The 25,853-nt window shown below is 64.7% G+C and carries 25 protein-coding genes; 18 read left to right on the forward strand and 7 right to left on the reverse strand.

The features are described 5' to 3' along the window. Positions 1 to 156 precede the first annotated feature (156 nt). From bcaP to HV711_RS16265, 8 genes are all read left to right on the forward strand, one after another. Entirely contained in the window at positions 157 to 1,548 is a 1,392-nt protein-coding gene (bcaP, locus tag HV711_RS16230; protein WP_028362455.1) for a branched-chain amino acid transporter BcaP, read from the forward strand. Between the two features lie 969 nt (positions 1,549 to 2,517). After that, complete coding sequence (locus HV711_RS16235) at positions 2,518 to 3,042, forward strand: (2Fe-2S)-binding protein (protein ID WP_035481994.1); 525 nt, start codon at positions 2,518 to 2,520, stop codon at positions 3,040 to 3,042. A gap of 10 nt (positions 3,043 to 3,052) precedes the next feature. Next, positions 3,053 to 5,440: a xanthine dehydrogenase family protein molybdopterin-binding subunit gene (locus tag HV711_RS16240; protein WP_028362060.1), complete on the forward strand. Its 2,388-nt coding sequence runs from the start codon at positions 3,053 to 3,055 to the stop codon at positions 5,438 to 5,440. A gap of 22 nt (positions 5,441 to 5,462) precedes the next feature. Continuing rightward, positions 5,463 to 6,260 carry an FAD binding domain-containing protein gene (locus HV711_RS16245; protein ID WP_035481997.1) on the forward strand — a complete coding sequence of 266 codons (798 nt, stop codon included), beginning with the start codon at positions 5,463 to 5,465 and terminating at the stop codon, positions 6,258 to 6,260. A 95-nt stretch (positions 6,261 to 6,355) separates the two neighbouring features. After that, complete coding sequence (locus HV711_RS16250) at positions 6,356 to 7,243, forward strand: AAA family ATPase (RefSeq protein WP_035482000.1); 888 nt, start codon at positions 6,356 to 6,358, stop codon at positions 7,241 to 7,243. Between the two features lie 5 nt (positions 7,244 to 7,248). Next, on the forward strand, positions 7,249 to 8,568 hold the full coding sequence (locus HV711_RS16255) for a vWA domain-containing protein (RefSeq protein WP_035482003.1): 1,320 nt from the start codon (positions 7,249 to 7,251) through the stop codon (positions 8,566 to 8,568). Continuing rightward, positions 8,559 to 9,167 carry an SRPBCC family protein gene (locus HV711_RS16260; RefSeq protein WP_035482006.1) on the forward strand — a complete coding sequence of 203 codons (609 nt, stop codon included), beginning with the start codon at positions 8,559 to 8,561 and terminating at the stop codon, positions 9,165 to 9,167. Before HV711_RS16255 ends, HV711_RS16260 begins: the two co-directional genes overlap by 10 nt. Beyond that, positions 9,140 to 10,162, forward strand: coding sequence for an XdhC family protein (locus tag HV711_RS16265; RefSeq protein WP_013586852.1), 1,023 nt, complete (start codon positions 9,140 to 9,142; stop codon positions 10,160 to 10,162). The genes HV711_RS16260 and HV711_RS16265 overlap by 28 nt, the downstream gene beginning before the upstream one ends. Positions 10,163 to 10,256: 94 nt before the next feature. Here HV711_RS16265 and HV711_RS16270 read toward each other — a convergent pair whose 3' ends face one another. The 3 genes from HV711_RS16270 to HV711_RS16280 form a co-directional block, all read right to left on the reverse strand. Then, positions 10,257 to 10,997, reverse strand: coding sequence for a PepSY-associated TM helix domain-containing protein (locus HV711_RS16270; RefSeq protein WP_028362065.1), 741 nt, complete (start codon positions 10,995 to 10,997; stop codon positions 10,257 to 10,259). Between the two features lie 264 nt (positions 10,998 to 11,261). Further along, positions 11,262 to 12,287 (reverse strand): serine/threonine protein kinase, encoded by a 1,026-nt coding sequence (locus HV711_RS16275; protein ID WP_035482009.1) that lies wholly within the window; start codon positions 12,285 to 12,287, stop codon positions 11,262 to 11,264. A gap of 99 nt (positions 12,288 to 12,386) precedes the next feature. After that, positions 12,387 to 12,599 (reverse strand): hypothetical protein, encoded by a 213-nt coding sequence (locus tag HV711_RS16280; RefSeq protein WP_006050502.1) that lies wholly within the window; start codon positions 12,597 to 12,599, stop codon positions 12,387 to 12,389. Positions 12,600 to 13,017: 418 nt separating this feature from the next. Here HV711_RS16280 and HV711_RS16285 point away from each other — a divergent pair, with 418 nt between their 5' ends. Then, entirely contained in the window at positions 13,018 to 14,262 is a 1,245-nt protein-coding gene (locus HV711_RS16285; RefSeq protein ID WP_051224376.1) for an MFS transporter, read from the forward strand. Positions 14,263 to 14,555: 293 nt separating this feature from the next. Further along, a complete protein-coding gene (locus tag HV711_RS16290; RefSeq protein ID WP_006050504.1) occupies positions 14,556 to 14,741 on the forward strand; it encodes a hypothetical protein in 186 nt (61 codons plus the stop codon). Between the two features lie 60 nt (positions 14,742 to 14,801). Here HV711_RS16290 and mgrA read toward each other — a convergent pair whose 3' ends face one another. After that, the gene (gene mgrA / locus HV711_RS16295; protein ID WP_035482012.1) at positions 14,802 to 15,845 is read right to left on the reverse strand and encodes an L-glyceraldehyde 3-phosphate reductase; all 1,044 of its coding nucleotides are present in this window, start codon (positions 15,843 to 15,845) and stop codon (positions 14,802 to 14,804) included. Positions 15,846 to 16,056: 211 nt separating this feature from the next. On the opposite strand from mgrA, the gene HV711_RS16300 reads away from it, so the two are divergent. Beyond that, a complete protein-coding gene (locus HV711_RS16300) occupies positions 16,057 to 16,263 on the forward strand; it encodes a DUF3185 family protein (RefSeq protein WP_013337762.1) in 207 nt (68 codons plus the stop codon). A 123-nt stretch (positions 16,264 to 16,386) separates the two neighbouring features. Here the strand turns inward: HV711_RS16300 and HV711_RS16305 are convergent, their stop codons facing one another. Beyond that, complete coding sequence (locus tag HV711_RS16305; protein ID WP_035482014.1) at positions 16,387 to 17,148, reverse strand: phytanoyl-CoA dioxygenase family protein; 762 nt, start codon at positions 17,146 to 17,148, stop codon at positions 16,387 to 16,389. Between the two features lie 228 nt (positions 17,149 to 17,376). Beyond that, positions 17,377 to 17,658 (reverse strand): hypothetical protein, encoded by a 282-nt coding sequence (locus HV711_RS16310; protein ID WP_175145155.1) that lies wholly within the window; start codon positions 17,656 to 17,658, stop codon positions 17,377 to 17,379. Between HV711_RS16310 and HV711_RS16315 the strand changes: the two genes are divergently transcribed. Then, positions 17,657 to 18,025 (forward strand): hypothetical protein, encoded by a 369-nt coding sequence (locus HV711_RS16315; protein ID WP_013586846.1) that lies wholly within the window; start codon positions 17,657 to 17,659, stop codon positions 18,023 to 18,025. The two genes, HV711_RS16310 and HV711_RS16315, sit on opposite strands and share 2 nt — an antisense overlap. 168 nt (positions 18,026 to 18,193) lie before the next feature. Here the strand turns inward: HV711_RS16315 and metK are convergent, their stop codons facing one another. Then, on the reverse strand, positions 18,194 to 19,384 hold the full coding sequence (metK, locus tag HV711_RS16320) for a methionine adenosyltransferase (RefSeq protein WP_013586845.1): 1,191 nt from the start codon (positions 19,382 to 19,384) through the stop codon (positions 18,194 to 18,196). 273 nt (positions 19,385 to 19,657) lie between these two features. On the opposite strand from metK, the gene HV711_RS16325 reads away from it, so the two are divergent. The 6 genes from HV711_RS16325 to HV711_RS16350 all read left to right on the forward strand — a co-directional run bounded on the left by HV711_RS16325 (position 19,658) and on the right by HV711_RS16350 (position 25,838). Beyond that, positions 19,658 to 20,542 (forward strand): lipid A biosynthesis lauroyl acyltransferase, encoded by an 885-nt coding sequence (locus HV711_RS16325; RefSeq protein WP_015001396.1) that lies wholly within the window; start codon positions 19,658 to 19,660, stop codon positions 20,540 to 20,542. A gap of 46 nt (positions 20,543 to 20,588) precedes the next feature. After that, the gene (dapF, locus tag HV711_RS16330) at positions 20,589 to 21,452 is read left to right on the forward strand and encodes a diaminopimelate epimerase (RefSeq protein WP_013586843.1); all 864 of its coding nucleotides are present in this window, start codon (positions 20,589 to 20,591) and stop codon (positions 21,450 to 21,452) included. A gap of 92 nt (positions 21,453 to 21,544) precedes the next feature. Next, positions 21,545 to 22,264: a DUF484 family protein gene (locus HV711_RS16335; RefSeq protein WP_028362070.1), complete on the forward strand. Its 720-nt coding sequence runs from the start codon at positions 21,545 to 21,547 to the stop codon at positions 22,262 to 22,264. Positions 22,265 to 22,327: 63 nt separating this feature from the next. Further along, on the forward strand, positions 22,328 to 23,251 hold the full coding sequence (gene xerC / locus HV711_RS16340; protein WP_028362071.1) for a tyrosine recombinase XerC: 924 nt from the start codon (positions 22,328 to 22,330) through the stop codon (positions 23,249 to 23,251). An 88-nt stretch (positions 23,252 to 23,339) separates the two neighbouring features. Further along, positions 23,340 to 24,542: a class I SAM-dependent rRNA methyltransferase gene (locus tag HV711_RS16345; protein ID WP_013586840.1), complete on the forward strand. Its 1,203-nt coding sequence runs from the start codon at positions 23,340 to 23,342 to the stop codon at positions 24,540 to 24,542. Positions 24,543 to 24,740: 198 nt separating this feature from the next. After that, the gene (locus HV711_RS16350) at positions 24,741 to 25,838 is read left to right on the forward strand and encodes a CobW family GTP-binding protein (protein ID WP_028362073.1); all 1,098 of its coding nucleotides are present in this window, start codon (positions 24,741 to 24,743) and stop codon (positions 25,836 to 25,838) included. Positions 25,839 to 25,853 lie beyond the last annotated feature (15 nt).

Consider the following 25,853-nt stretch of genomic DNA (forward strand, 5'->3'; position numbering starts at 1 on the left):
TTTCTCCGGCCCGGTTGTCATCGCGGCGGCGACAGGCTTTCGGCACCCGAACTGCCTGTGTGTCCCAAAAAGGTGCATGCGCGCGCATCCGCTAAAATCGCGGGTTTCCCCGACATTCGGCGCGCAACACGCGTGCACTACTGGAGACCCCCGCCAATGTCCCTGTTTCGCAAGAAGAGCGTCGAGCACATGCTCGCGACGAGCGCCCAGAACGCCGGGCTCAAGAAGGCGCTCGGCGCGCTGGATCTGACGTTTCTCGGCGTCGGCGCCATTATCGGCACCGGCATTTTTGTGCTGACGGGCACGGGCGCGGTCCAGGCCGGCCCGGCGCTGATGATCTCGTTTCTGATCGCGGCCGTCGCGTGCGGCTTCGCGGCGCTCGCCTATGCAGAATTCGCGTCGACCATTCCGGTCGCGGGCTCCATCTACACGTACTCGTACGCGACGCTCGGCGAACTGGCGGCGTGGATTATCGGCTGGGACCTGATGCTGGAATACGGGCTTGCCACCTCCGCTGTTTCCGTCGGCTGGTCGGGTTATCTGCAGTCGCTCCTGTCCGGTTTCGGCGTCTCCTTGCCCGTCGCGCTGACGGCGGCGCCGGGCGCGCTGCCCGGCCACGAGACGCTCTTCAATCTGCCCGCGTTCCTCGTGATGATGGCCATTACGGCGCTGTTGTCGGTCGGCGTGCGCGAGTCCGCGCGGATCAACAACATCATGGTCGCGATCAAAGTGACGGTGGTGTTGCTCGTGATCGCCGTGGGCGTGTTCCACGTGACGCCGGCGAACTGGCATCCGTTCATGCCGAACGGCTGGAACGGCGTGTTCGGCGCGGCGGCGGTCATGTTCTTCGCGTTCATCGGCTTCGACTCGGTCTCGTCCGCCGCCGAAGAGGTGAAAAACCCGAAGCGCGATCTGCCCATCGGCATCATCGCGTCGCTCGGCGTGTGCGCGGTGCTGTATGTCGCGGTGGCCGCCGTGGTGACGGGCATTGTGCCGTCGGCGCAATTCGCGAACATTTCGCACCCGGTGTCGTACGCGCTGCAGGTGGCCGGTCAGAAGTGGGTGGCGGGCTTCATCGATCTGGGCGCGGTGCTCGGCATGCTGACGGTGATCCTCGTGATGGCTTACGGCCAGACGCGCGTAATCTTCGCGATGTCGCGCGACGGTTTGTTGCCCGCGCGGCTTTCGCGCGTGCATCCGCGTTTTGCAACGCCGTTCTTTACGACGTGGCTGGTCGGCATTTTCTTCGGATTGATCGGGGCGCTCGTGCCGCTGAACGTACTGGCGGAACTGATCAACATTGGCACGCTGGCGGCGTTTTCGATGGTGTCGATTGCGGTTCTGGTTTTGCGCAGGACGCATCCTGAGTTGCCGCGTGCGTTCCGCTGCCCGGGCGTGCCGGTGGTGCCGGTGCTCGCTGTCGCGTCGTGTCTGTTTTTGATGGTCAATCTGCAGGCCGTGACGTGGGTGGCGTTTCTGGTTTGGCTGGTGGTGGGGATGGTGATTTATTTTGGATATTCGCGGAGGCGGTCGAAGTTGGCGGGTTGAATCGCCTGCGGCGGGGTTGGTTTTTTTTTGTGCTTCTGGATGGTTTTTTGAAACCCCTTGGCCTTTCCTTGAATTCACGGTGGTCTATTAGTGTTGCCCCTGTGCGGGGCGGCACTTACTTTCTTTGCCGCCGCAAAGAAAGTAAGCAAAGAAAGCGGCTTCACACCGCCAGCTCATAAGCGGGTCCCCTGGCTCGGAGGGGGCAGTGGTGCATCTGGAATCCGTGCTCTCGCACACTCCGCGCTGGTGACAAGGCAGTCATGCTTCCGGCGGCGCTTCGCGCGCCGCAGGGGTCATTCACCAAACCATCGTCGTCGCTCGCGCCGCTCCGCTTCAGACGACGGGCCGTCCGGTCCCGGAAAATAAACAGCTCGTGCCGCCATTCCTTTTCGTTTGGTCGGCATTCCCAATCTGTGATCAACCAGACCGCTCCTCCGCAAGCGCCACGCCTGTGCGGCCTCCGCCCCGCGCTGCCTTGTCCTTCGCCTCTGCGCCGAGGCGAAGCCGATAGCCCCCGCGCGCCAGCCGCGAGCAGGCGGTGTTGGGCCCGACCCTTCCGGCGAGCACGCAGTGCGAGGCGGGAAGCATGACTGCCTTGTCACTAGCGCTGAGTGCGCGAAAACACAGATTCCAGATGCACCACTGCCCCCTCCAAGCGAGGGACCCACTTATGAGCTGGCGGTGTAAAGCCGCTTTCTTTGCCTACTTTCTTTGCGGCATGCAAAGAAAGTAGGTGCCGCCCCGCACAGGGGCAACGCTAATAGACCACCGTGACAACAAGGAAAGGCCAAGGGTTTTAAAAAACCATGCAAAAAAACAAAAAACCCCTCATAGCGCCCCCGCCCAATTTGTGCTTTACTTTTCGGCAGACTCATAAAAAAACCGCAGCACCCTAATCGGACCCAACGAACAGGCAGGCTGAAGGCAGAACAAGAGCGGTCCGGTTTCCCCCCACAAGGAGACGACTTCATGGCGATCAGCATTAGTCTGACGGTGAACGGCGCGCCCATCAGCGCTTCAGTCGAGCCCGGCACCCTGCTTGTTCAGTTCCTTCGCGATCAACTCCGCCTGACCGGCACGCACGTCGGCTGCGACACGGCCCAGTGCGGCGCATGCACCGTCCACCTGGACGGCCGGGCGATCAAATCGTGCAACATCCTCGCAGCGCAGGCAGACGGCGCGCAGGTGACCACCATCGAAGGCCTCACTAAAGACGGCGCGCTACATCCCATGCAAGCCGCCTTCAAGCACTGCCACGGGCTGCAATGCGGCTTCTGCACACCCGGCATGGTGATGAGCGCCATCTCGCTCGTGACGCGTCAGCCCGACCTCACCGGCGATGACGTGCGCGCGCAGCTCGACGGCAATCTGTGCCGCTGCACCGGCTATCACAACATCGTGAAGGCGGTGCTCGAGGGCGCCGAGGGCATGAAGTCGTCGGGTGCGGGGAGCGCAACCGCAAGCGCCACCGCCACCGCGCAAACCACCGCCTGAGGAGCCGACGATGAACGCACCCGACACGCCCAACCTGATCGGCGCTTCCGTCGAACGTAAGGAAGACTATCGATTCCTGACCGGCAACGGCCAGTACACCGACGACATCTTGCTGCCTCAGCAGACCTACGCGGTATTTCTGCGCTCGCCGCACGCGCACGCCAGGATCAACAGCATCGACACCACGGCGGCGAAGCAGTCGCCGGGCGTGGTCGCCATCTTCACCGGCAAGGACATGGCGGCGGAAAACGTCGGCGGCCTGCCGTGCGGCTGGCTCATCCACAGCACCGACGGCAAGCCGATGAACGAGCCGCCGCATCCGATCATCGCGCATACGAAAGTGCGCCACGTCGGCGATCAGGTCGCACTCGTGATCGCCGACTCGATCAAGGCCGCGAAAGACGCCGCCGAGCTGATCGAGGTCGACTACGAAGTGCTGCCCGCCGTAGTCGACACCGCGCATGCAGCCGACCCCGGCCAGCCGGCCGTGCACGACGAAGTGCCGGACAACGTCTGCTACAACTGGGGCCACGGCGACAAAGCGGCCACCGACGCCGCCTTCGCCAAAGCTGCGCACGTCACCACACTCGACATCGTCAACAACCGCCTCGTGCCGAACGCGATCGAACCGCGCGCGGTCAACGCGAGCTATTCGCCGCAGGACGACAGCTACACGCTCTACGTCGCGAATCAGAATCCGCACGTGGAGCGCCTGCTGATGGCCGCGTTCGTGCTGTCGCTGCCGGAGTCGAAGTTGCGCGTGATCGCGCCCGATGTCGGCGGCGGCTTCGGTTCGAAAATCTTTCTGTACGCGGAAGATGTTGCGCTCACATGGGCGTCGAAGAAAATTCGCCGTCCGGTGAAGTGGACCGCCGAACGCTCGGAAGCCTTCCTGTCGGACGCGCATGGCCGCGATCATGTGACGAAAGCCGAGCTCGCGCTCGACCCCGACGGCAAGTTTCTCGGCATGCGCATTCACACCATCGCGAACATGGGCGCGTATCTGTCCACCTTCGCCTCCAGCGTGCCCACCATCCTCTACGCGACGCTGCTCGCCGGCCAGTATGCGACGCCCGCCATTTACGCGGAGGTGAAGGCCGTCTTCACGAACACCGTTCCCGTCGATGCCTATCGCGGCGCCGGCCGCCCCGAAGCGACCTACGTGGTGGAGAGGCTCGTCGAAACGGCCGCCCGCGAGATGAAGATCGACCCGGCCGAGATTCGCCGCCGCAACTTCATCCGCGAATTTCCGTATGCGACACCGGTCGGCCTGACTTACGACACGGGAGACTACGAAACGATCCTCGCGCGCTCGCTCGAACTCGCCGACGTGAAGGGCTTCGAAGCGCGCCGCCGGCAATCCGAACAGAACGGCAAGCGGCGCGGCCTCGGCTATTCCTGCTATATCGAGGCGTGCGGACTCGCGCCGTCGAACATTGCCGGCGCCCTCGGCGCACGCGCGGGTCTCTTCGAAGTCGGGCAGATCCGCGTGCATCCGACCGGCTCCGTCACCGTGTTCACCGGCTCGCACAGTCACGGCCAGGGGCACGAAACGACCTTTGCACAAGTGGTCGCGGACCGGCTCGGCATTCCGCTCGAAAGCGTCGAGATCGTGCACGGCGACACCGGGCGCATTCCGTTCGGCATGGGCACGTATGGCTCGCGCTCCATCGCGGTCGGCGGCTCGGCGATCATGAAAGCGCTCGACAAGATCGAAGCGAAGGCGAAGAAGATCGCCGCGCATCTGCTCGAAGCGGCCGCGGAAGACATCGAGTTCAAGGACGGCGTGTTCCGCGTGGCCGGCACCGATCGCACGAAGGCCTTCGCCGACATTTCGCTCGCAGCCTATGTGCCGCACAACTATCCGCTCGAAGTGCTGGAGCCGGGCCTCGAAGAAAGCGCGTTCTACGACCCGAGCAACTTCACGTATCCGTCGGGCGCGTACATCTGCGAGATCGAGGTCGATCCGGACACGGGCGTGTGCCAGATCCAGCAGTTCACAGCCGTGGACGATTTCGGCAACGTGATCAACCCGATGATCGTCGAAGGCCAGGTGCACGGCGGCCTCGCACAAGGCATCGGCCAGGCCATGCTGGAGCGCTGCGTGTACGACAAGGAAAGCGGCCAGTTGCTGTCCGGCTCGTATATGGATTACGCGATGCCGCACGCGTCGGACTTGCCGGACTTCACCGTCGAGACCGCGAAGGGCACGCCGTGCACGCACAATCCCCTCGGCGTCAAAGGTTGCGGCGAAGCGGGCGCGATCGGCTCGCCGCCGGCCGTGATCAACGCGATCATCGACGCGCTCGCGCCACTCGGCGTGACCGATCTGCAGATGCCCGCCACGCCGCATCGCGTGTGGTCGGCCATTCACGCGGCGAAGCAGGCAGCCCTTTGAGATCCTGAGCGGAGCATTCGACATGTATTCATTCGAGTATCAACGCGCGACGGACCCGCAAGCGGCCGCCGCAGCCATTGCCGCCGACAGCGACGCGAAGTTCCTCGCGGGCGGACAGAGCCTCCTGCCGACCATGCGGCTTCGTCTCGCGCAGCCGTCGCAACTGATCGACGTGACGCGCATTCCCGCGCTCAAGTCGATCACCGTCGACGCGAACATGGTGAAGATCGGCGCCGCCGTCTGTCACGCGGATGTCGCGGAGCACGCCGAATTGCGCCGCGTGCTGCCGGCGCTCGCGGACCTCGCCGCGCATATCGGTGACCGGCAGGTGCGCGCGCTCGGCACGCTGGGCGGATCGCTCGCCAACAACGATCCGGCCGCCTGCTACCCGGCCGCGGCAATGGGGCTCGACGCCACCATCGTCACGCAACGCCGGCGTATTCCTTCGAGCGACTTCTTCGTGGGCATGTACGAGACCGCGCTGGAGCCGGACGAACTGATCGTCGCCGTCGAATTTCCGGTGCCCGAGCGCGCGGCGTACGAGAAATTCCGCAATCCCGCGTCCCACTTCGCACTCGTGGGCGTGTTCGTGGCGAAGTTCGCGAGCGGCGTGCGCGTAGCGGTGACGGGCGCGGCGTCCTCGGTGTTTCGCGTGTCCGAACTGGAAAGCGCGTTGACGGCGAACTTCACGCCCGAGGCCGCGCGCGCGGTCAGCCTGCCGGCTACGGATCTGAACGACGACATGCACGCGAGCGCCGAGTATCGCGCCCACCTGATTCCGGTACTCTCGGCGCGCGCGGTGGCGAGGGCAACTAGTTAGCCATCCTTTGTATTGACAACCGGCGCGGGTCTGCACGCTCGCGCCGGCTGTATTCGCTCAGGCACGCCGCTGAGCGCGCGGATTTCAGGAACGTCATGCATCCCGCTTCAATCGACGACACCCTCGCGCAACTTGCCGCACAAAACTACTTTGCGAGCCGCGAACTGGCGACGGCGTTGTATCTCGCGCTTCGCATGGAGCGGCCGCTCTTCGTCGAAGGCGAACCTGGCGTCGGCAAGACGGAACTCGCCAAAGCGGCGGCGGGCATGCTCGGCACGACCATGCTGCGGCTGCAATGCTATGAGGGCCTCGACACCGCGAGCGCGCTCTACGAATGGGACTACCCGCGCCAGATCATGGCGCTGCGGCTTGCCGAAGCCGCGGGCGAGCGGCCCGATAACGACACCCTGTACCGCGGCGAATTCCTGCTCAAGCGCCCGCTGCTGCAAGCGTTGATGCCCGACGAAAATCATCCGGGTGCGCGGCGGGTACTGCTGATCGACGAAATCGACCGCGCGGACGAACCGTTCGAAGCGTTTCTGCTCGAACTGCTGTCCGACTTTCAGGTATCCATTCCCGAGTACGGCACCGTGCGCGCGGCGCAACCGCCGCTCGTCGTGATGACGTCCAACCGCACGCGCGAAGTGCACGACGCGTTGAAGCGCCGCTGCCTGTATCAATGGATCGGTTATCCGGACCGCGACCGCGAGCTTCAGATCGTGGCAGCGCGCGCGCCTCACACATCGGCGGAATTGCAGCGGCGCGCGGTCGATTTCGTGCACCGGCTGCGCGGCATCGATCTCTTCAAGGCGCCGGGCATCGCCGAAACGATCGACTGGTGCCGCGCGCTGGAAGCACTGTCGGTGACGGAGCTCGATCCGCAATCGGTGCAGAACACGCTCGGCGTGCTGCTCAAGTATCAGGACGATCTGGCACGTGTCGACGCGGCGCAGATCGCAGCGTGCCTCGCCGCGCCGGGATAGCGAGCATGACGACGCCGACTCGCGTTAAAGGCCCGAACGACCGTGGCGCCGCGCGCGCTGAAAGCGCGACAGCCGCAACGAGCGTCGCCGCCGGGCCGCTCGAAACCGACACGCCTACGCTCGCCCGCAACGTCGTGCATTTCGTGCGCGTGCTGCGCAGCGCGGGCCTGCCCATGTCACCTGCCCATGCGGTCGATGCGCTCGCCGCCCTGCACTGGATCGATCTCGCGCGCCGCGACGATGTGCGTGCCGCCCTCGCCGCGACGCTCGTTTCCGCGCCCGACGAACGCGAGCTTTTTGATGCCGCGTTCGCGCTCTTCTGGCGCGATACGGACTGGGAAGGCAAGCTGCGCGCGCTGCTGCTGCCGAAAGTGCGCGACGGCCTGCCGCCGCCCAAACGCAACAATCGTCTCGCGGACGCGCTCGCGGTCCGCGCGCCGCCCTCGCCGCACGCGCGCCAGCCGCAGGAAACCGAGCAGCGGGAGCTGCGCGCACATCTGACGTTCAGCGCAGAAGAGCGGCTGCGTCATCGCGACTTCGACACCCTTTCCGCCGACGAGTGGCGCACGCTGCGTCATCTGATTCGCGCCCAGCGTCTGCCGCTTGCGACGGAACCGACGCGGCGTCTGAAGGCCGCGTCGCACGGCACGCATGCGGACTTGCGCGCGAGTGCGCGGCAAGCCGTGCGCGCGGGCGGCGACTGGACCGTGTGGAAATATCGCGCGGCGGTGGAGCGCAAGCCGCCGCTCGTGCTGCTGCTCGACATCTCCGGCTCGATGAGCAGTTATTCGCGCGCCGTGCTGTACTTCTGCCATGCGCTCGTGCAGTCGCGCGAACGTCTGCAGGTGTTTCTGTTCGGCACGCGGCTCACCAACGCGACGCGCGCGCTGCGCGAGCGCGACCCCGATGTGGCGATGGCGGCGCTCACCGAGCAGGTTGTCGACTGGTCGGGCGGCACGCGCATCGGCGCGGCGCTCGCGGAATTCAACCGGCGCTGGGCGCGACGCGTGCTGGCCGGGCGCGCCACCGTGCTGCTCGTGACCGACGGCCTCGACCACGAAGCGATCGACGTGCTCGACACCGAAATGGCGCGCTTGCGCCGCTTCGCGCATCGAATCGTATGGCTCAACCCGCTGCTGCGTTTCAGCGGCTTTTCTCCGAAGGCGCGCGGCGTGCAGGCGATCCTGCCGTATGTCGACGCGCATCGCCCGGTTCATAATCTGGAGAGCCTCGCCGCGTTCGGCCACGACCTCGCGCAGCTCACGCGCGCGCCGCGTCCGGGCGATCTCGCCACGCCAACCGCAGGAGCAAGTTCATGGAACTGACCGAAACTCATACGCTGCCGGTTTCCCAGCAACGCACGTGGGAGGCGCTGAACGACACGGAAATTTTGCGCGGCTGCATTCCGGGCTGCGAAAGCATCGACCCGGATGGCGAGAATGCCTACCTGGTCGCGCTCAGCGCCGCGGTCGGACCGGTCAAGGCGCGCTTCAAAGGACGCATGCAACTCACCGACATCGACGCGCCGAACGCGTACAACATCGTGTTCGAGGGTCAGGGCGGCGCGGCCGGCTTCGCCAAGGGCAGCGCGCGCGTCACGCTCGAAGCCGACGGCGACGCGGCGACACAACTCAGCTACACGGCGAGCGCGCAGGTCGGCGGCAAGCTGGCGCAAATCGGCTCGCGCCTCGTCGACGGCGCCGCGCGCAAGATCGCCGGGGAATTCTTCAAGCGCTTCAGCGCGCAGCTCAGTGGCGAAAACGCGAGTCTCGCCGAGGCGGACACCGCCGGCGACGGCGCCCTCACTGCAGCCGCCGACGCCACGGGGCACAATACCGCATCGGCCGAGGCCGCGGACGGCGAGTCCGGCGGCGATGCCACGAAGAGGAAGAAATCATGGACAGCGTGGATCTCGAAGTCCTGAAGTCCAGCGCACGTTGGCTTGACGAAGGACATCGCGCGCTACTGGTGACGGTGGTCAAGACGTGGGGCTCGTCGCCGCGGCCCGAGGGCGCGATGCTCGCAGTGCGCGACGACGGACTCGTGGTCGGCTCGGTTTCGGGCGGCTGCATCGAAGACGACCTGATCGATCGCGTGCGGCAAAGAGGTATCGAGCAAACGCATCCCGAAGCGGTGAAATACGGCATCACCGCTGAAGAAGCGCATCGCTTCGGACTGCCTTGCGGCGGCACGATCCAGCTCGTGCTCGAACCGTTGACGCGGCAAAGCGGCATCGCCGAACTCTGCCATGCGGTGGAAGAAGGACGGCTTGTCGCGCGCGAACTCAGCATGCGCTCGGGCGAGGCGCGGCTCGGCAAGGCGCTGGCCACCGACGGCGTGGATTTCGACGGCGAGCGCCTTTTGACGATTCACGGCCCGCGTTACCGGATGCTCGTGATCGGCGCGGGACAGTTGTCGCGCTATCTGTGCAACATCGCCGTGGGGCTCGACTATCAGGTGACGGTTTGCGACCCGCGCGAGGAGTACACGGAAGAGTGGAACATCCCCGGCACGAAGATCGTGCGAACCATGCCGGACGACACCGTGCTCGACATGAAACTCGACGAACGCTGCGCGGTGATCGCGCTCACGCACGACCCCAAGCTCGACGACCTGGCCTTGATGGAAGCGCTGAAGACGCCGGCGTTCTATGTCGGCGCGCTGGGTTCACGGCGCAATAACCAGGCGCGCCGCGAGCGGCTCAAGGAATTCGATCTCAATGAAGCCGAGTTGGCCCGGTTGCATGGACCCGTGGGCATTTATATCGGCAGCCGCACGCCGCCCGAGATTGCCGTGTCGATTCTCGCCGAAGTGACGGCGGCCAAAAACGGCGTGTCGCTGCCGACGCTGCTTCAGGTGGAAGGCGCAAAGGCCGCGCGGGAGATCGCGGCCTCGGGTGGCGCCGCTTGCAGCCCGTAGGCGTTTGAGCGTTGGCCGCGGCGACGTCTACATGGTGGCCGCGTAGGCGTCCGAGCGCTCGCCACAGCGGCGCGCACGCGAGGCGCGGCCAAACTCACATCAGGCCGCACACCACGGCGGCGACGATCGATCCGCCCACCAGCACGACGCCCACCACGCGGCGTTTGTTCAGCTCGGTCCACAGCAGCACGCCCGTCAGCGAAAGCAGAACCAGCGAGCCCGCGATTGTGTCGACCAGCAGCATCCAGCCGATGCTTAGGCCGACGCCCTTGTGCAGGTTCGTCATGGTGGCGAGAAAGGAGTTTTGCGTGCGTTTCACCGCGACGAAACCGTTGCCGACCCAGTACTCGGCCTGCACGTTTTGCGTTGGCGCGGCGAACGACACCTGCCAGAACTCCGGCTGAACGGTGCTGCGGTCACCCCACGCGACAGGATGCGCCGGCTCGCGTTTCATCCTGCTGGGCTTGCCGTCTATTTTCAGCTCGCCTTTGAGCCACTTCGCCATGTCCATCGGCGAATGGAACGGCTTGTCGGGCATGGCCATCTGCAATTCTTCGACCTGCGGCTGGCCCGTCGGCACCTTCATCGGACCGGCGCGATGGTTCAGCAGGAAGCCGGTCGCGCCGAACATCAGCCCGAGCACCGCGCCCCACAGGCCGACCCATCCATGCACCTTGCGCAGCCATTTGATGAAGTTCGCGCGCCTCGAACGCTGACGCCGCGCCGCCTGCCCGGCGCCGTCCATCAAATGACGGCCGGGCGGCTCGTCGTGGACGACGTAGCGCGAGGCGCCGTCGGCAGCAGGTTTCATATCGATCGATTCAGGCGCGTTCACATCCATGCTCCGGTGCAGCAGGTTAAGCCGCCGCCCGCGCACGCACGGGCGCGCGCTCACCAACCGGCAGCGGAGGAATTCGACAAAGGAAAGCGGACGGCCCCGGCTAGCGGCACAGAGCCCTTCCGTTGAGAGGCTGGCTGGCAGTCACAGAGGAGGTGATATGTGACAGGAAGCTGGCGATGCCCTTCAATTGAGAATGGCTATCATTACACAATTGGCGTGTTTGCTCAATCGCGGCGTGGCGTGACGCAATGCGCACCGTCACACCGGCCAGAGTGGCCCTTCCTGCATCGCGCCGAGCTGCTCGCGCATTTCAAGGATGCGGTCTTCCCAGTATCGCTGCGTATTGAACCAGGGAAACGCCGCCGGAAACGCGGGGTCGTCCCAGCGGCGCGCGAGCCACGCCTGGTAGTGAATCAGCCGCAGCGTGCGCAACCCTTCGATCAGATGTAGTTCGCGCGGCTCGAACTCGCAGAAGTCTTCGTAACCGGCGAGCAGATCGGCGAGCGCGCGCGACGCCTCGGCCCGCTCGCCCGGCAGCAACAGCCACAGATCCTGCACGGCGGGGCCCATGCGGCTGTCGTCGAAGTCGACGAAATGCGGGCCCGCGTCCGTCCACAAGACATTGCTCGGATGACAATCGCCGTGCATGCGCAGCAGGCGGATGTCGCCGGCGCGCTCGAATGCGCGCTCGACGCCCTCCAGGGCCAGATTGACGACGGTTTCCCACGCGCCGCGCACGTCGTCGGGAACGAAACGGTGCGCGAGCAGGAAATCGCGCGGCTCGTAGCCGAAAGTCTGAATGTCGAGCGCGGGACGCTCCGAGTAGTTCTGCGTCTGCCCGACCGCATGAATCCGGCCGATAAAGCGTCCGAGCCACTCGAGCGTATCGCGGCGATCCAGGTCGGGCGCGCGTCCGCCGCGGCGCTCGAAGATCGAAAAGCGGAAGCCGTCGAAGCTATGCAACGTGCGGCCCTCGAAGACTCGCGCCGGCACCGCGGGAATTTCGCGCGCGGCCAGTTCGGCGACGAACGCATGTTCCTCGAGGATGGCGGCGTCGCTCCAGCGCTCCGGGCGATAGAACTTCGCGACCACGGGCGGGCCGTCTTCGACGCCCACCTGATACACGCGATTTTCGTAGCTGTTGAGCGGCAGCAGGCGCCCGTCGGTGCGTACGCCGACGGTGGCGAGCACGCTGTCCAGCGCGTCGAGCACGATTTCCGGCTGGAGCCGGGCGAAAGGCACGGCGCGCGCGGCGCCGTCCTGCGGATCGAGAATGTCGTTCATGCCCGCATTGTGCGCCGCGCCGCCGTCAAAGACGAGTGCGACGCAAGCTGCGGCGCGCGTCGCTGAGACAAACTGCCGACGCGCGAAACCACAACCGCCTTAATGCATTTGCGCGCTCGAAGGACGCACGAGTTCGCCGGTGTCGATCAGGTCTTCGAGGAAAAAGGGTTCGGTGTTCAGTTGCGGCGAAGCGCCGGGCTCGCCGGCATACCACGCCACCATGGCCATGTCGCCGAGAATGCGCATGACGATTCCGCGCGCGCCTTGCGGCACGGCGATATGCACCGATCGGACAATGGAACCGATTTGCATGATGTTTCCCCGTTCTCCCATAGCCGGCTTTATGAATTCATGCCGGTCAAGGTGATGATAAAAGCGCCGCTTCGCACTAACGTTGCGTACGCACCCAGACTGTTGCGCGTGGATACGCGTGAGAGCTACGAGTCATTGTTCCCGTTTTGCGGGGCCCTTGATCCCCGGAAGTGAAGGCGTTTCGCCCGTCGTTTCGGCTGATCCGTCGCGACGCGCGGCATCGCAACGAGACCATCATAAACCCTGCTGGCCGCAGATATCAAAAACGAGGCGCGTCGGCCGGGCTCGCGCGGCTCAGGCACGCGTGGCGCTGATTTTCAGCGTATCCTTAACTGCTTTGCATGCGCGGCGCCGGCGCGAAGCTTCGTGGATGTCTGCAGCGGGCAGATACTTCGCTCATGCTCCGGCTCTAAGCCGGGTGCCCCGCCTATTCCGCTTTTTCTTTCTTGACGTGCCCAACGCCCACGACACTCCTTACCTGGAACGCGGCAGCCGTGCCTACTGGCGCGCGAGCATCGCCTTGCTGTTCGCCGGCTACGCCACGTTTTCGCTGCTGTATTGCGTGCAGCCGCTGTTGCCGTCGTTTTCGTCGGCGTTCAATGTGACGCCTGCGCAAAGCAGCCTGACCGTTTCGCTGTCGACCGCGGCACTCGCGTTCTCCATCTTCACCGCTGGCTTTGTCTCCGAAGGCTGGAGCCGTCACAAGCTGATGACGCTGTCGCTGACCGTTTCGGCGCTGCTGACCATCGGCGTGGCAATTGCGCCGCAGTGGCATCAGTTGCTCCTGTTGCGCGCGCTCGAAGGTCTCGCGCTCGGCGGCGTGCCGGCCGTCGCCATGGCCTACCTCGCCGAAGAGGTGCACCCCGACGGCCTCGGCCTCGCAATGGGCCTGTATGTCGGCGGCACGGCAATCGGCGGGATGGCCGGGCGCGTGATCACCGGCGTGGTCGCCGATCTGTTTTCGTGGCGCGTCGCGATCGGCACGATCGGCGTGCTAGGCATTCTGTCGATGCTCGCGTTTCGCGCGCTGCTGCCGCCGTCGCGTCATTTCGTGCCGCGGCGCGGGCTCGGCTTCACGCATCATCGCAGCGCGCTGCTGCGGCAGTTCACGCGGCCCGGCTTGCCCTTGCTGTTCCTGCTCGGCTTCGTGCTGATGGGCAGCTTCGTCACGCTTTACAACTACATCGGCTACCGGCTGCTCGCGCCGCCGTATCGCCTGAGTCAAACGGCGATCGGCGCGATCTTCGTCGTGTATCTGACCGGCGTGGTCGCGTCGCCGTGGTCCGGACGCATGGCCGACACGTTCGGGCGCGCACGCGTGCTCACCGCCAGTTTGCTGCTGATGGGCGCAGGTCTCGCGCTCACTCTGTTCAGTCCGCTCGCGGCGATTGTCGGCGGCATCGCATGCGTGACGTTTGGGTTCTTTGCAGGTCACGCGGTGGCGAGCGGCTGGGTGGGGCGCCTCGCGAAAGAGGCCAAAGGCCAGGCCGCCGCGCTTTATCTGCTCGCGTATTACGTTGGCTCGAGCGTGGTCGGGTCGTATGGCGGCCACATGTGGGCCGGTTATGGATGGGGCGGCGTGGCAGGACTGGTTGCGGCGCTGCTCGCGACGGGCATGGTTGCTGCGCTGAGGTTGCGTCGGCTGGACGCGGCTCACAGTTGAGCCCGATCTAAGCGACGGTGGTCAATCGCCACCATCCGCGCTGCATCGAAAGTCGATAAAAAGAAAGGACTGCGTAAGCAAACGCTTCACTTTTTAACGCGTGCTTTGCTGCGTCGCGACAACGACGCCAAGCCTTACAGGCGCTGGCTTCTGCGGCTTGCGAATCAGCGCCGGCACGCTCGCCGACGCACCAACGCCGCGTCACGCGTCACCTATACTCAAATCGCGCGTTCGCAGCGCACGGCTCGCAAACCGAGCCGCTGCCTTCGCGGCCGATACAAAAGGAGACGAGTATGACGACCTACTTCACGATTGGCGACTTCATTCTGGTCATTCCGATGGCGCTGGCGGGGGCGCTATTCGTGGGCGCGCTGCCTTGCAAGACGGAATTGCGGCACAACGCGCTGCGCGTGCTGGGTGCGCTGCTCGGTGTCGTGTTCGCCGTCGTGCTGGTCGAAGGCTTGCCCGCGCTCGTCTAGCGAAAAAGCCGCCTGTCCGGCGGCTTTCTTTTCATCTGCGTGGCGGCAGCGTCGCGGGAATCAGATCGCCTGATCCGTCGACGGTTTCTCCCACAGGTTGATGCCGCCTTCCGTTGCATAGCGGTCGATTTCCGCGAGTTCGTCTGCCGAGAACGCCAGGTTCTTCAACGCGCCGACGTTTTCGCGCACCTGCTCGGCACGGCTCGCGCCGATCAGCACAGAGGTCACGCGCGGATCGCGCAACGCCCACGCCAACGCCATTTGCGCGAGGCTTTGTCCGCGACGCTGCGCGATCTCATTGAGCTTGCGTACGTGCTCGATATTCTCCGCGCTCAAATGCTCCTGCTTGAGCGACCCGCCGCCCGGCTTGTTGACGCGCGCGTCCTGCGGCACGCCGTTCAGATACTTGCCGGTGAGCAGACCCTGCGCGAGCGGCGTGAACGCAATCGTGCCCGCGCCCACCTGTTCCAGCGTGTCGAGCAGTTCACGTTCAATCCAGCGATTGAGCATGTTGTACGCGGGCTGATGGATCAGCAGCGGCACCTTGTACTCAGCCAGCAGCTTCGCCATTTCGAGCGTCTTGCTCGCCGAATACGACGAAATGCCGATGTAGAGCGCCTTGCCCTGCTGCACGGCGCTCGCCAGCGCGCCGGCGGTTTCCTCGAGCGGCGTGTTCGCGTCGAAGCGGTGCGAATAGAAAATGTCGACGTAGTCGAGGCCCATGCGCTTCAGGCTCTGGTCCAGACTCGCGAGCACGTACTTGCGCGAACCGCCGCCTTGTCCATACGGACCCGGCCACATATCCCAACCGGCCTTCGACGAAATCAGCAGTTCGTCGCGATACGGCTTGAAGTCGTCCTTGAAGTGGCGGCCGAAGTTGGTTTCGGCGCTGCCATACGGCGGGCCGTAATTATTCGCCAGATCGAAATGCGTGATGCCGAGGTCGAAAGCCGTGCGCAGAATCTCGCGTTGGGTGGAAAGCGGTGTCGTGTCGCCGAAGTTGTGCCACAAGCCGAGCGACAGCGCGGGGAGTTTGAGCCCCGTCTTGCCGCACACGCGGTACTGCATGTCCGAATAGCGTTCTGAAGCTGCTTCGTAAGCCATTGCTGGTGTCCTTGAGGGTGATGTCGCCCGGTCATGTCGGGCTGGGGCAATCGCATGCTGCGGGAGGCGTGCTGCTGTGAGTGTGTTTTTATGTGCGGCCAGACCGCTATGGTAGCCAATCGACGCAAGCCGTGCAGGCCAGCGCCCCACGGGATGGACGCGGGCTTGCACCTCCCCTACACTTTCGCCGATCAGATTGACGGAGCGTTAAATGACGAAGGCGATTTCGATTGCACTGATTGTCGGCGGCGTATTGCTGCTGTATTTCGGCGGGCAGGCGTTCAACTCGGTGAGCAGCGACGTCTCGCGCGTCTTTACCGGCTCGCCGTCGAACAAGGCGATCATGCTGATCGTGGGCGGCGTGGTGGCCACGCTCGCGGGCATTACGGGCATGGCGCTGTCGGGGCGCAAGCGCTAGACAGTGAAGGCGGCGGTGCTGTCACGCGCGCCGCGTAGGCGCATGACTGCATGTTCGGCTTGCACAGCACGCGCCGCAAAAAGAAGTAGCAACCGAGAAGGTAGCCGTTAAGCGCAGCCGCGCTCAGAATGCAATTTCAGGTTTCGCCGCCGACCGCGTTCCCGGCAACGGCACATTGCTCGCGCCGTGATAGGTGAACACCAGCGAAAACTTCACCTGATCGCTCAGATTCTTGCCCGCCGAGTGCAGCGTGTTGCAGTGGAAAAAAACCACGTCGCCGGCTTTCAGTTCGGGCGATACCGCCGCGCGAATCCACGCCTGGTTTTCCTCGAGGTCGGAGCGGAAGAACTTGGCCTCGTCGAAGCGCTCGCCGGTGAAGGCGGCGCTATGCGAGCCGGGCACGAACCACAGCGCGCCGTTGTCGACGGTTTCATTGCCAAGCGCGAGCCATACCGAAACCAGATCGTCGCGCTCGAACGACCAGTAACGCACGTCGCGGTGCCAGCCGGTCAGGCTGCCGTACGCCGGGTGCTTCGTCATCATGCAGTTGTGATGCGCGCGCGACAGGCGCGGCTCTTCGCCAAAATACAGCTCCGTCCAGCCGCGAATTTCCGGAGCCGTCGCCCACTCTGCGAAGCTGCGGTCGCGTCCATAGGCGTCCAGCAGGCGCCGCACGGTATGACCGCCGGGCGCGAGTTTCGACGACGGCGCACCGGGATATTGCAGATCCGCTTCGAACTCGATCGGCGCGGCAGCTTCTTCCAGCTGACGTTGCGCGACCTGTTTCATTTCCTCGCACCGTTCGGCCGACACGAGGCCCGGCACGACGACAAAGCCCTGCTCGCGCAGTGTGTGAATCTGCTCTTTCTTCGAATGGAGTGACATGGTGTTCCGTGACCGTCGACTAACCGATTTTCGATTGTAAAACGGGCGCGATCATACTGCCTGCTGTTTCGCCTGCGCGTCGCGCAGTCCCGTTGATGCAGGTCGCCCAGGCTCGCACTATTTGCATGCGGCATGCCGCTTGCTCACGCACGCGGGCTGTGCAGCCGCGCACGGAAATCGTCCTGCGGCGCAGGCATTCTCCCGGGTGTCGAATGCGGCGCGGGTTCGTTAGCGCTCCGTATAAACCCTGACGCGCAGGGTAAAAACCGACTTTCGGGCGTCACGATTCACGTGTAGCCTGCACGCATGTTGATCGCTATTCCCGCCTGCTTTTGCGCCGCACCGGCCGTCGAGCCAGAAGGCGCCGTCCACCGCGCAGTGTGTCGCCGCGCAGTTCTTCACCGAATCCCGGGCTCCGGCGTCGTCCGCCGCGAGAGCGCCATTGGCATGCTTGGTGCTGCTATTGGCGCACATTTCATTGCGCGACACGCTGCCTGTTTGTAAAGCCATGCATACTCTTCTGAGCACCCGTTTTACCCGAGCCGCCCTGAAAGCCGCTCGTCCGGCGCGCCGTCACGTCGTCCGCGCCCTGCGTCATCACGCCACGCGCACGCGCGCGCTGGGCGAACAATGGCGCGATGCGAAAGCGGTCGACGGCTTCCGCACCTGGTTCAACAGTTTCTTCTCCGCGTTGCGCGCGCGCGGCGCCTCACGCCGCTTCTCGCTGCGCACACTGCTGCGCAAGCCGACGCCGCTGCGTCTGAGCGCCACGCAGCGCGCCCCGGCCGCCAGGTCGCAAAGCGCGAGCCGCCGTCCGCGTCGCATGTCGACGAACGGCAGCACCGGCTGGTTTGCGTTCGCGTTCGCGAGCCGTTAAACAGCGCTTTCCCTCGCGCGCGTGATGGACGCGCCGGCTTGGCGCGGCTGACGGCGCGACGTCGGGTGTTGCCAGACGCGAAGCGACACGAAACCGGAAACCCATAAAAAAACCCCGCCTGGCGCAAGCCGGCGGGGTTTTTTGCACTGAAGCAGTCTGCGCCTCGCGTTAATCCGCCAGCGCGGCGACCGGCTCCGTACCGGCGGCTTCCGCGAGCGCCAGCGCCTTGTCCGTGGCTTCCCACGTGAATTCCGGCTCTTCGCGGCCGAAGTGACCGTAAGCCGCGCTCTTCTCGTAGACCGGACGCAGCAGGTCGAGCATCTGGATAATGCCCTTCGGACGCAGGTCGAAATGTTCCTGCACGAGGCGCGTGATGGTCGCGTCCGACACGCGGCCGGTGCCGAACGTGTTGACCATGACCGAGGTCGGCTGCGCGACGCCGATGGCGTACGACACCTGGATCAGGCAGCGCGACGCGAGGCCCGCGGCCACGATGTTTTTCGCCACGTAGCGGCCGGCATACGCTGCCGAGCGGTCCACCTTCGACGGATCCTTGCCCGAGAACGCGCCGCCGCCGTGCGGTGCCGCGCCGCCGTACGTATCGACGATGATCTTGCGGCCCGTCAGACCGCAGTCGCCCTGCGGGCCGCCGATCACGAACCGGCCAGTCGGGTTCACGAGGAACTTGATGTCGCCCTTGATCAGCTCGGCAGGCAGCGTCGGCTTGATGACTTCTTCGATCACCGCTTCGCGCAGCGTGGTCAGGTCGATATCGGGCGAATGCTGCGTGGAGAGTACCACCGTGTCGATGGAATGCGGCTTGCCGTCGACATAACGCACGGTGACCTGCGACTTCGCGTCCGGGCGCAGCCAGGGCAGGCGGCCGTCACGGCGCAGATTGGCCTGGCGCTCGACCAGACGATGCGACAGGTGGATCGGCAGCGGCATCAGCTCAGGCGTTTCCTCGCACGCGTAGCCGAACATCAGGCCCTGGTCGCCGGCGCCCTGGTCGAGGTTGTTGTCGTGCGCGCGGTCCACGCCCTGGGCGATGTCCGGCGACTGCTTGTCGTAGGCGACCAGCACCGCACAGCCGCGGTAGTCGATACCGTAGTCGGTGTTGTCGTAGCCGATGCGCTTGATCGTGTTGCGCGCGATCTGAATGTAGTCGACGTTCGCGGTCGTGGTGATTTCACCCGCGAGCACCACGAGACCCGTGTTGCACAGCGTTTCCGCCGCGACACGCGAGTATTTGTCCTGCGACAGGATGGCGTCGAGAATCGCGTCCGAAATCTGGTCCGCGACTTTGTCGGGATGGCCTTCGGAAACGGATTCGGAGGTGAAGAGATAGTCGTTTGCCACGTTGCAGACTCCTGTTTTGTGGTTACGGTTGATGGTCACGTAGCCAGCTCCGGGGGTCTGAAGCGGCGACGCTTTAGCGGATTACCTTACCGGCCGGCGCGAATCACATGGTCCGCGCCGCCTGGCTTCGCCCCGCAAGTTGTCTATTAACTCGGCGAAGCCCTTATTATAGCGACTTCCAATGATTGTCACAGAGTGCCCACGAGTGCGGTATTACGTCAACTTCTCTGCTTTCCCTAACCGCGTCACGCCTCGCGCCTTCCTGGAGGCGGCATGCTGAGCCGCTTCGGCCCCCGGCTCGCGATCGGCCTGTTGAAACTGTTTGCCCTGCTGCCCTATGGTTTCGTCGCCCGTCTCGGCGACGGACTCGGCTGGCTGCTCTATCAGATTCCGAGCCGGCGCAAGCGCATCGTCCACATCAACTTAAAACTGTGCTTTCCCGAGTGGAGCGACGCGCGCCGCGAGGAAGTCGCGCAAAAGCATTTCCGTCACGCGATCCGCAGCTATCTGGAGCGCAGCGTGCAATGGTTCGGCTCGGCGAAGAAGCTCGAAAAGCTGATCCAGGTGGACAGCGCGATCGACCTCACCGACCCGAACCTGCCGCCCACGCTCTTTCTCGGCTTTCACTTCGTGGGCATCGAGGCGGGCTCGATCTTTCTGAATTACTCGCTCAAGCGCCGTTGCGGCTCGCTTTATCAGCCGATGTCGAACCCCGAGCTGGAGGAAGTCGCGAAGGCCGCGCGCGCGCGTTTCGGCGCCGACATGGCAAGCCGCGCCGACAGCGCGCGCATCGTGCTGCGCTGGCTGCGCGAAAAGAAGCCGGTCATGCTCGGCGCGGACATGGACTACGGCGCGCGCAATTCGACCTTCGTGCCGTTCTTCGGCGTGCCGACCTGCACGCTGACGGCGGTCGGCCGTCTCGCGAAAGTCGGGCACGCGCAAGTGGTGCCGTTCATCGGCGAAGTGCTGCCGAACTACAAGGGTTATCGCCTGAAGGTGTTCAAGCCGTGGGACAACTACCCGACCGGCGACGACGACGCCGACGCGCGGCGCATGAATGCGTTCCTCGAAGAACAGATTCCGTCGATGCCGGAGCAGTATTACTGGGTCCACAAGCGTTTCAAGACCCGGCCGCCGGGCGTGCCGAGCGTTTACTAGCGCCACGGTTCGGCGCACTGGCAGGCCTGTCACTTACAATAGCGCGATGAAACTGAAATTCACCAAAATGCACGGCGCGGGCAACGACTTCGTCGTGCTCGACGGCTACACGCAACCGGTCAACCTGACGCCGGCGCAGGTGCGCGCGCTCGCCGACCGTCACTTCGGCGTCGGCGCCGACCAGTTGCTGCTGGTCGAAAAACCCACGGTGGACGGCGTCGATTTCCGATATCGCATCTTCAATTGCGACGGCGGCGAGGTCGAGCATTGCGGCAACGGCGCACGCTGCTTCGTCAAGTTCGTACGCGACAGCGGCCTGACCGATCAGCGCAGCGTGCGCGTGCAAGTGCAGAAAGGCACCATCACGCTGACCATGCAGGAAAACGGCGAGGTGCTCGTCGACATGGGCTTGCCGGTGTTCGAGCCGGAACGCGTGCCCTTCGCCACCAAAGGCCTCGAAGGACGCCGCGAAGGCGCGGACACGCTTTGGCCGCTCGACGTGAACGGCACGACGCGCTGGATTTCCGTCGTGTCGATGGGCAATCCGCACGCGGTGCAAGTGGTGGACGACGTCGAGGCGTTTCCGGTGCTCGTCGAAGGCCCGGTGATCGAGCGGCACGCGCGCTTCCCGCAGCGGGTGAACGCAGGCTTCATGCAGATTGTCGGCCGCAGCGAAATCAGGCTGCGCGTCTATGAGCGCGGCGCCGGCGAAACGCTGGCGTGCGGCACGGGCGCGTGCGCGGCCGTGGCCGCGGGCATTCGCCGCGGACTGCTCGACGCGCCGGTGCTGGTCCATACGCATGGCGGCACGCTCACCATTTCGTGGGACAGCAACAAGGCAAGCGAACCGCTCCTGATGGCGGGGCCGGCCACCACCGTTTTTCAGGGCGAGATCGAACTGGCCGACTGAACGTGCGCGTTCACGCGGGCCGGACCGATTCATTAACTCATTGACCGACGCGTCGCATCAAGGCGTCGTCCCGTAGTCCTTTAGCCGAAACCATGAACGATCGCGAAGTCGCCGAATATCTGCTCGCCAACCCCGAATTCTTTGCCGAACACGCGGAAGTGCTCGCGACCATCCGGCTCGCGAACCCGCACGGCAAGGCCGCAGTGTCGCTGCAGGAGCGGCAGATGGAAATGCTGCGCGACAAGAACAAGCACCTCGAACGCCGTCTCGCCGAACTGCTGCGCTACGGCCACGAGAATGACAGCATTGCCTCCAAGTTCAACCGCTGGACCATTCGCGTGATGGCGGAACGCGATCCGTACGCGCTGCCGCGCACCATCGCCAACGGTCTGCGCGAAATCTTCGACGTGCCGCAAGCGGCGCTGCGCGTCTGGGACGTCGCGGAGCAATACGCACAGGCGGACTTCGCGCGCCACGTCGGCGAAGAAGTGCGCATCTTCGCGAACAGCCTGGCGGCGCCATATTGCGGCGCGAACACCGGCTTCGAGGCAGCGCAGTGGCTCGTGCCGGCCGCCGGCGCAGCCGACGAGAGCCCGTCGGGCGGCGCTGCGCCGGAGCCGGCGCACGCCACGGAGTCGATTGCGCTGCTCGCCCTGCGCGCGCCCGAAACCGGGGAGGAAGCCTCCGCTTTCGGCCTGCTCGTCATGGGTTCCGCCGATGCTCGGCGCTTTCACGATGGCATGGCCACAGACTTCCTCACGCAGATCGGCGCGCTTGCGAGCGCTGCGCTGAGCCGTCTGTTGCCGCGCTGAGCCGCAAGTGCACGCCTCAGTAGCCAGCTGGACTTAAGCGATCTCCCGAGAAACCCGCCCATTGTGACCGAAACCGACTCCATCGCCGCGTATCTGTCGAATCTCGAACACGAGCGGCGGCTGTCGGCGCACACGTTGCGCGGCTACGCGCACGAACTGGCAGAGTTGCGGCTCCTCGCAAAAGGCCGGCCGCTTCAGAGTCTGACAGCCGTCGACATCCGCGGCGCCGTGGCCCGGGCGCACGCGGGCGGACTGACGGCGCGCTCGATCAGTCACCGTCTGTCGGCATGGCGCGCGTTTTACCGCTGGCTGGCGGGCCGCGTCGATCTGCCGGCCAATCCGGTCGCCACCGTGCGCGCGCCGAAGCAAGCGAAAGCGCTGCCCAAGGCGCTTTCCGTCGACGACGCCAACCGTCTGATGGAAAGCCCGCCCGCCGCCTCGGCGGAAGGTTTGCGCGACCACGCGATGCTCGAACTCTTCTACTCGTCGGGGCTGCGTCTGTCGGAACTGGTCGGTCTCGACGTGCGTTTCGCGGACGTCGACGGTCATCGCTCCGCCGGCTGGCTTAAGCTGGATTCCGGGGAAGTCGAAGTGCTCGGCAAAGGCAACCGGCGCCGCATTGTGCCGGTCGGCAGCAAAGCGCTCGAAGCGCTGAACGCGTGGCTCGCCGTGCGCGACGAGATGGTGAAGCACGATCCGCATCCGCTCTTTCTGTCGACGCGCGGCAATCGCCTGTCGCCGAACGTGGTGCGCGAGCGTGTGAAGCGCGCGGCGCTCGTCGCCGGCATTCCCGCCAACGTGCATCCGCATGTGCTGCGGCACTCTTTTGCCACGCATGTGCTGCAGTCGAGCGGCGACCTGCGCGCCGTGCAGGAACTGCTCGGCCACGCCAGCATCACGGCGACGCAGGTGTACACAGGGCTCGACTTCCAGCATCTCGCGCACGTCTACGATCAGGCGCATCCGCGCGCCAAAAAACGCGACTGATGCCGCTTTTTTGCGGCTCGACAGTCACCGCCCCGCTTCATCCGCCGCGTGCGCAGAAAGCCGCGCGGCCCATTGCCCTGCACACCCGATGAATACCGTTACGCTGAAACCGTCGAAAGAAAAATCCCTGCTGCGCCGCCATCCGTGGATTTATGCAAACGCGATCGACCGGATTGACGGCCACCCCGCGCCCGGCGCCACCGTGCTGGTACGCGCGCACGACGGCCGGTTTCTCGCGCGCGCCGCCTACAGCCCGCACTCGCAGATCCGCGCGCGCGTGTGGAGCTTCGACGAAACGGAGCCGATCGACCATGCGTTTTTCAAGCGCCGCGTGCAGCGCGCGCTCGCGCATCGTCAGGCGATGGTGCGCGACACCGGCGCCGTGCGGCTCATTTTCGGCGAAGCGGACGGCCTGCCGGGCCTGATCGTCGACCATTACGTTGCCGAGGACGAAGGCCAGCGCAGCCAGCTCGTCTGCCAGTTCATGGCCGCGGGCGTCGAGGCGTGGAAAGACGCGATTGTCGCCGCGCTCGTCGGCGCGACCGGCTGTCCGAACGTGTACGAACGTTCTGACGTGTCGATTCGTCAGAAGGAAGGGCTCGAGCAGATGACCGGCGTGCTGGCGGGCGAGCCGCCGTCGGACGCGCTGATCGCCAGCGAAAACGGCGTGCGCTATCACGTCGACGTGCGCAACGGCCACAAAACGGGCTTTTACGTCGACCAGCGCGACAACCGCCTGCTCGTGCAGCAGTTCGCGCGAGACCGCGAGGTGCTGAACTGCTTTTGCTACACCGGCGGTTTCTCGCTCGCGGCGCTCAAAGGCGGCGCGAAGCGGGTCGTTTCCGTCGATTCCTCCGGCGAAGCGCTCGCGCTCGCTCAGCAAAACGTCGCGGCGAACGGTTTCGACGCCGGGCGCGCGACTTGGCTCGACGCGGACGCCTTCAAGACGCTCAGGCGTCTCTACGAAGAAGGCGAGCGTTTCGACCTGATCGTGCTCGATCCGCCCAAATTCGCGCCGTCGCGCGAACATGTGGACCGCGCGTCGCGCGCCTACAAGGACATCAACCTGACCGGGCTCAAGCTGCTGCGCCCAGGCGGCCTGCTGTTCACGTACTCATGCTCGGGCGCGATCGACTCCGAGCTGTTTCAGAAAATCGTGGCGGGCGCCGCAGCCGACGCACGCGTCGATGCGCGCATTCTCAAGCGCCTTGGCGCGGGGGTGGATCATCCGTTGCTGACCGCATTTCCGGAAGGCGAATATCTGAAGGGCCTGCTGTTGCAAATCGCCTGATCGCCTATAACTTCACGGTTATTTCGTGTCGAAGCGCGCGTGGCGGCGGCTGCCGGATGCCGCCTGCCAGCGCCGCGTGGGCAGATATGTTTCAATAACCGGCTGGACGGGCTGCGCGCCGCAAGGCTGCCGCGCCCGGCTCATGCATACCTTATGCATACGATTACGCATCGTTTCACGACTCAATAGGCGAACAACATGATTCCAGTCACCATCCTGACCGGCTTTCTCGGCAGCGGCAAAACCACCCTGCTCAAGCGGATCCTGAACGAAAAGCACGGCATGAAGATCGCCGTGATCGAAAACGAGTTCGGCGAAGAGAACATCGACAACGACATCCTCGTGCAGGACACGGGCGAGCAGATCATCCAGATGAGCAACGGCTGCATCTGCTGCACGATCCGCGGCGACCTGTCGCGCGTGCTCGGCGACCTGGCCGCGCAAAAACAGTCGGGCAAGTTGGACTTCGACCGCGTGGTAATCGAAACCACCGGTCTCGCGAATCCCGGCCCGGTCGCGCAGACCTTCTTCATGGACGACCAGATCGCCAACGAATTCCTGCTCGACGCGATTATCACGCTGGTCGACGCGAAGCACGCGAATCATCAACTGGACGAGCATGAAGTCGTGCAGCGTCAGGTCGGTTTCGCCGACCGGTTGTTCATCACGAAGTCCGATCTCGTCGACGAACAGCAGCTCGGCGATCTGCGCCACCGGCTGCTGCATATGAATCCGAAGGCGGCGATCAAGGTGGTCAACTTCGGCGAGGCGGACATCAAGGAAATCTTCGATCTGCGCGGCTTCAACCTGAATTCGAAGCTCGAGATCGATCCGGACTTCCTCGCCGAGGACGAACACGCGCACAGCCACGCTCATGCGCACGACGAGCACGGCCACACGCACGACCACGATCACGACCACGCGAATTGCGACCATGATCATGGCCATTGCGACCACGAAGGTCATGACCACGGTCATCGTCATCACGCGCATCACGACGACAAGATCAAGTCGTTCGTGTACCGCAACGACCGCCCGTTCGATCCGAACAAGCTTGAAGATTTTCTCGGCGGCATTCTGCAGATCTACGGCGAGCGCCTGTTGCGCTACAAGGGCGTGCTGTATATGAAGGGCGTCGACCGCAAAGTCGTGTTTCAGGGCGTGCATCAGATGATGGGCAGCGACCTCGCGGCCAAATGGCAACCGGCCGAGAAAAAGACCAACAAAATGGTCTTTATCGGAATCGAATTGCCGCAGGACCTGATTACCGACGGCCTCGACGCCTGCCTCGTCTGAGCGCCGCGGCGGCGA

It is taken from the genome of Paraburkholderia phenoliruptrix (genome assembly GCF_902859825.1).
Classification (GTDB): Bacteria; Pseudomonadota; Gammaproteobacteria; order Burkholderiales; family Burkholderiaceae; genus Paraburkholderia; species Paraburkholderia phenoliruptrix.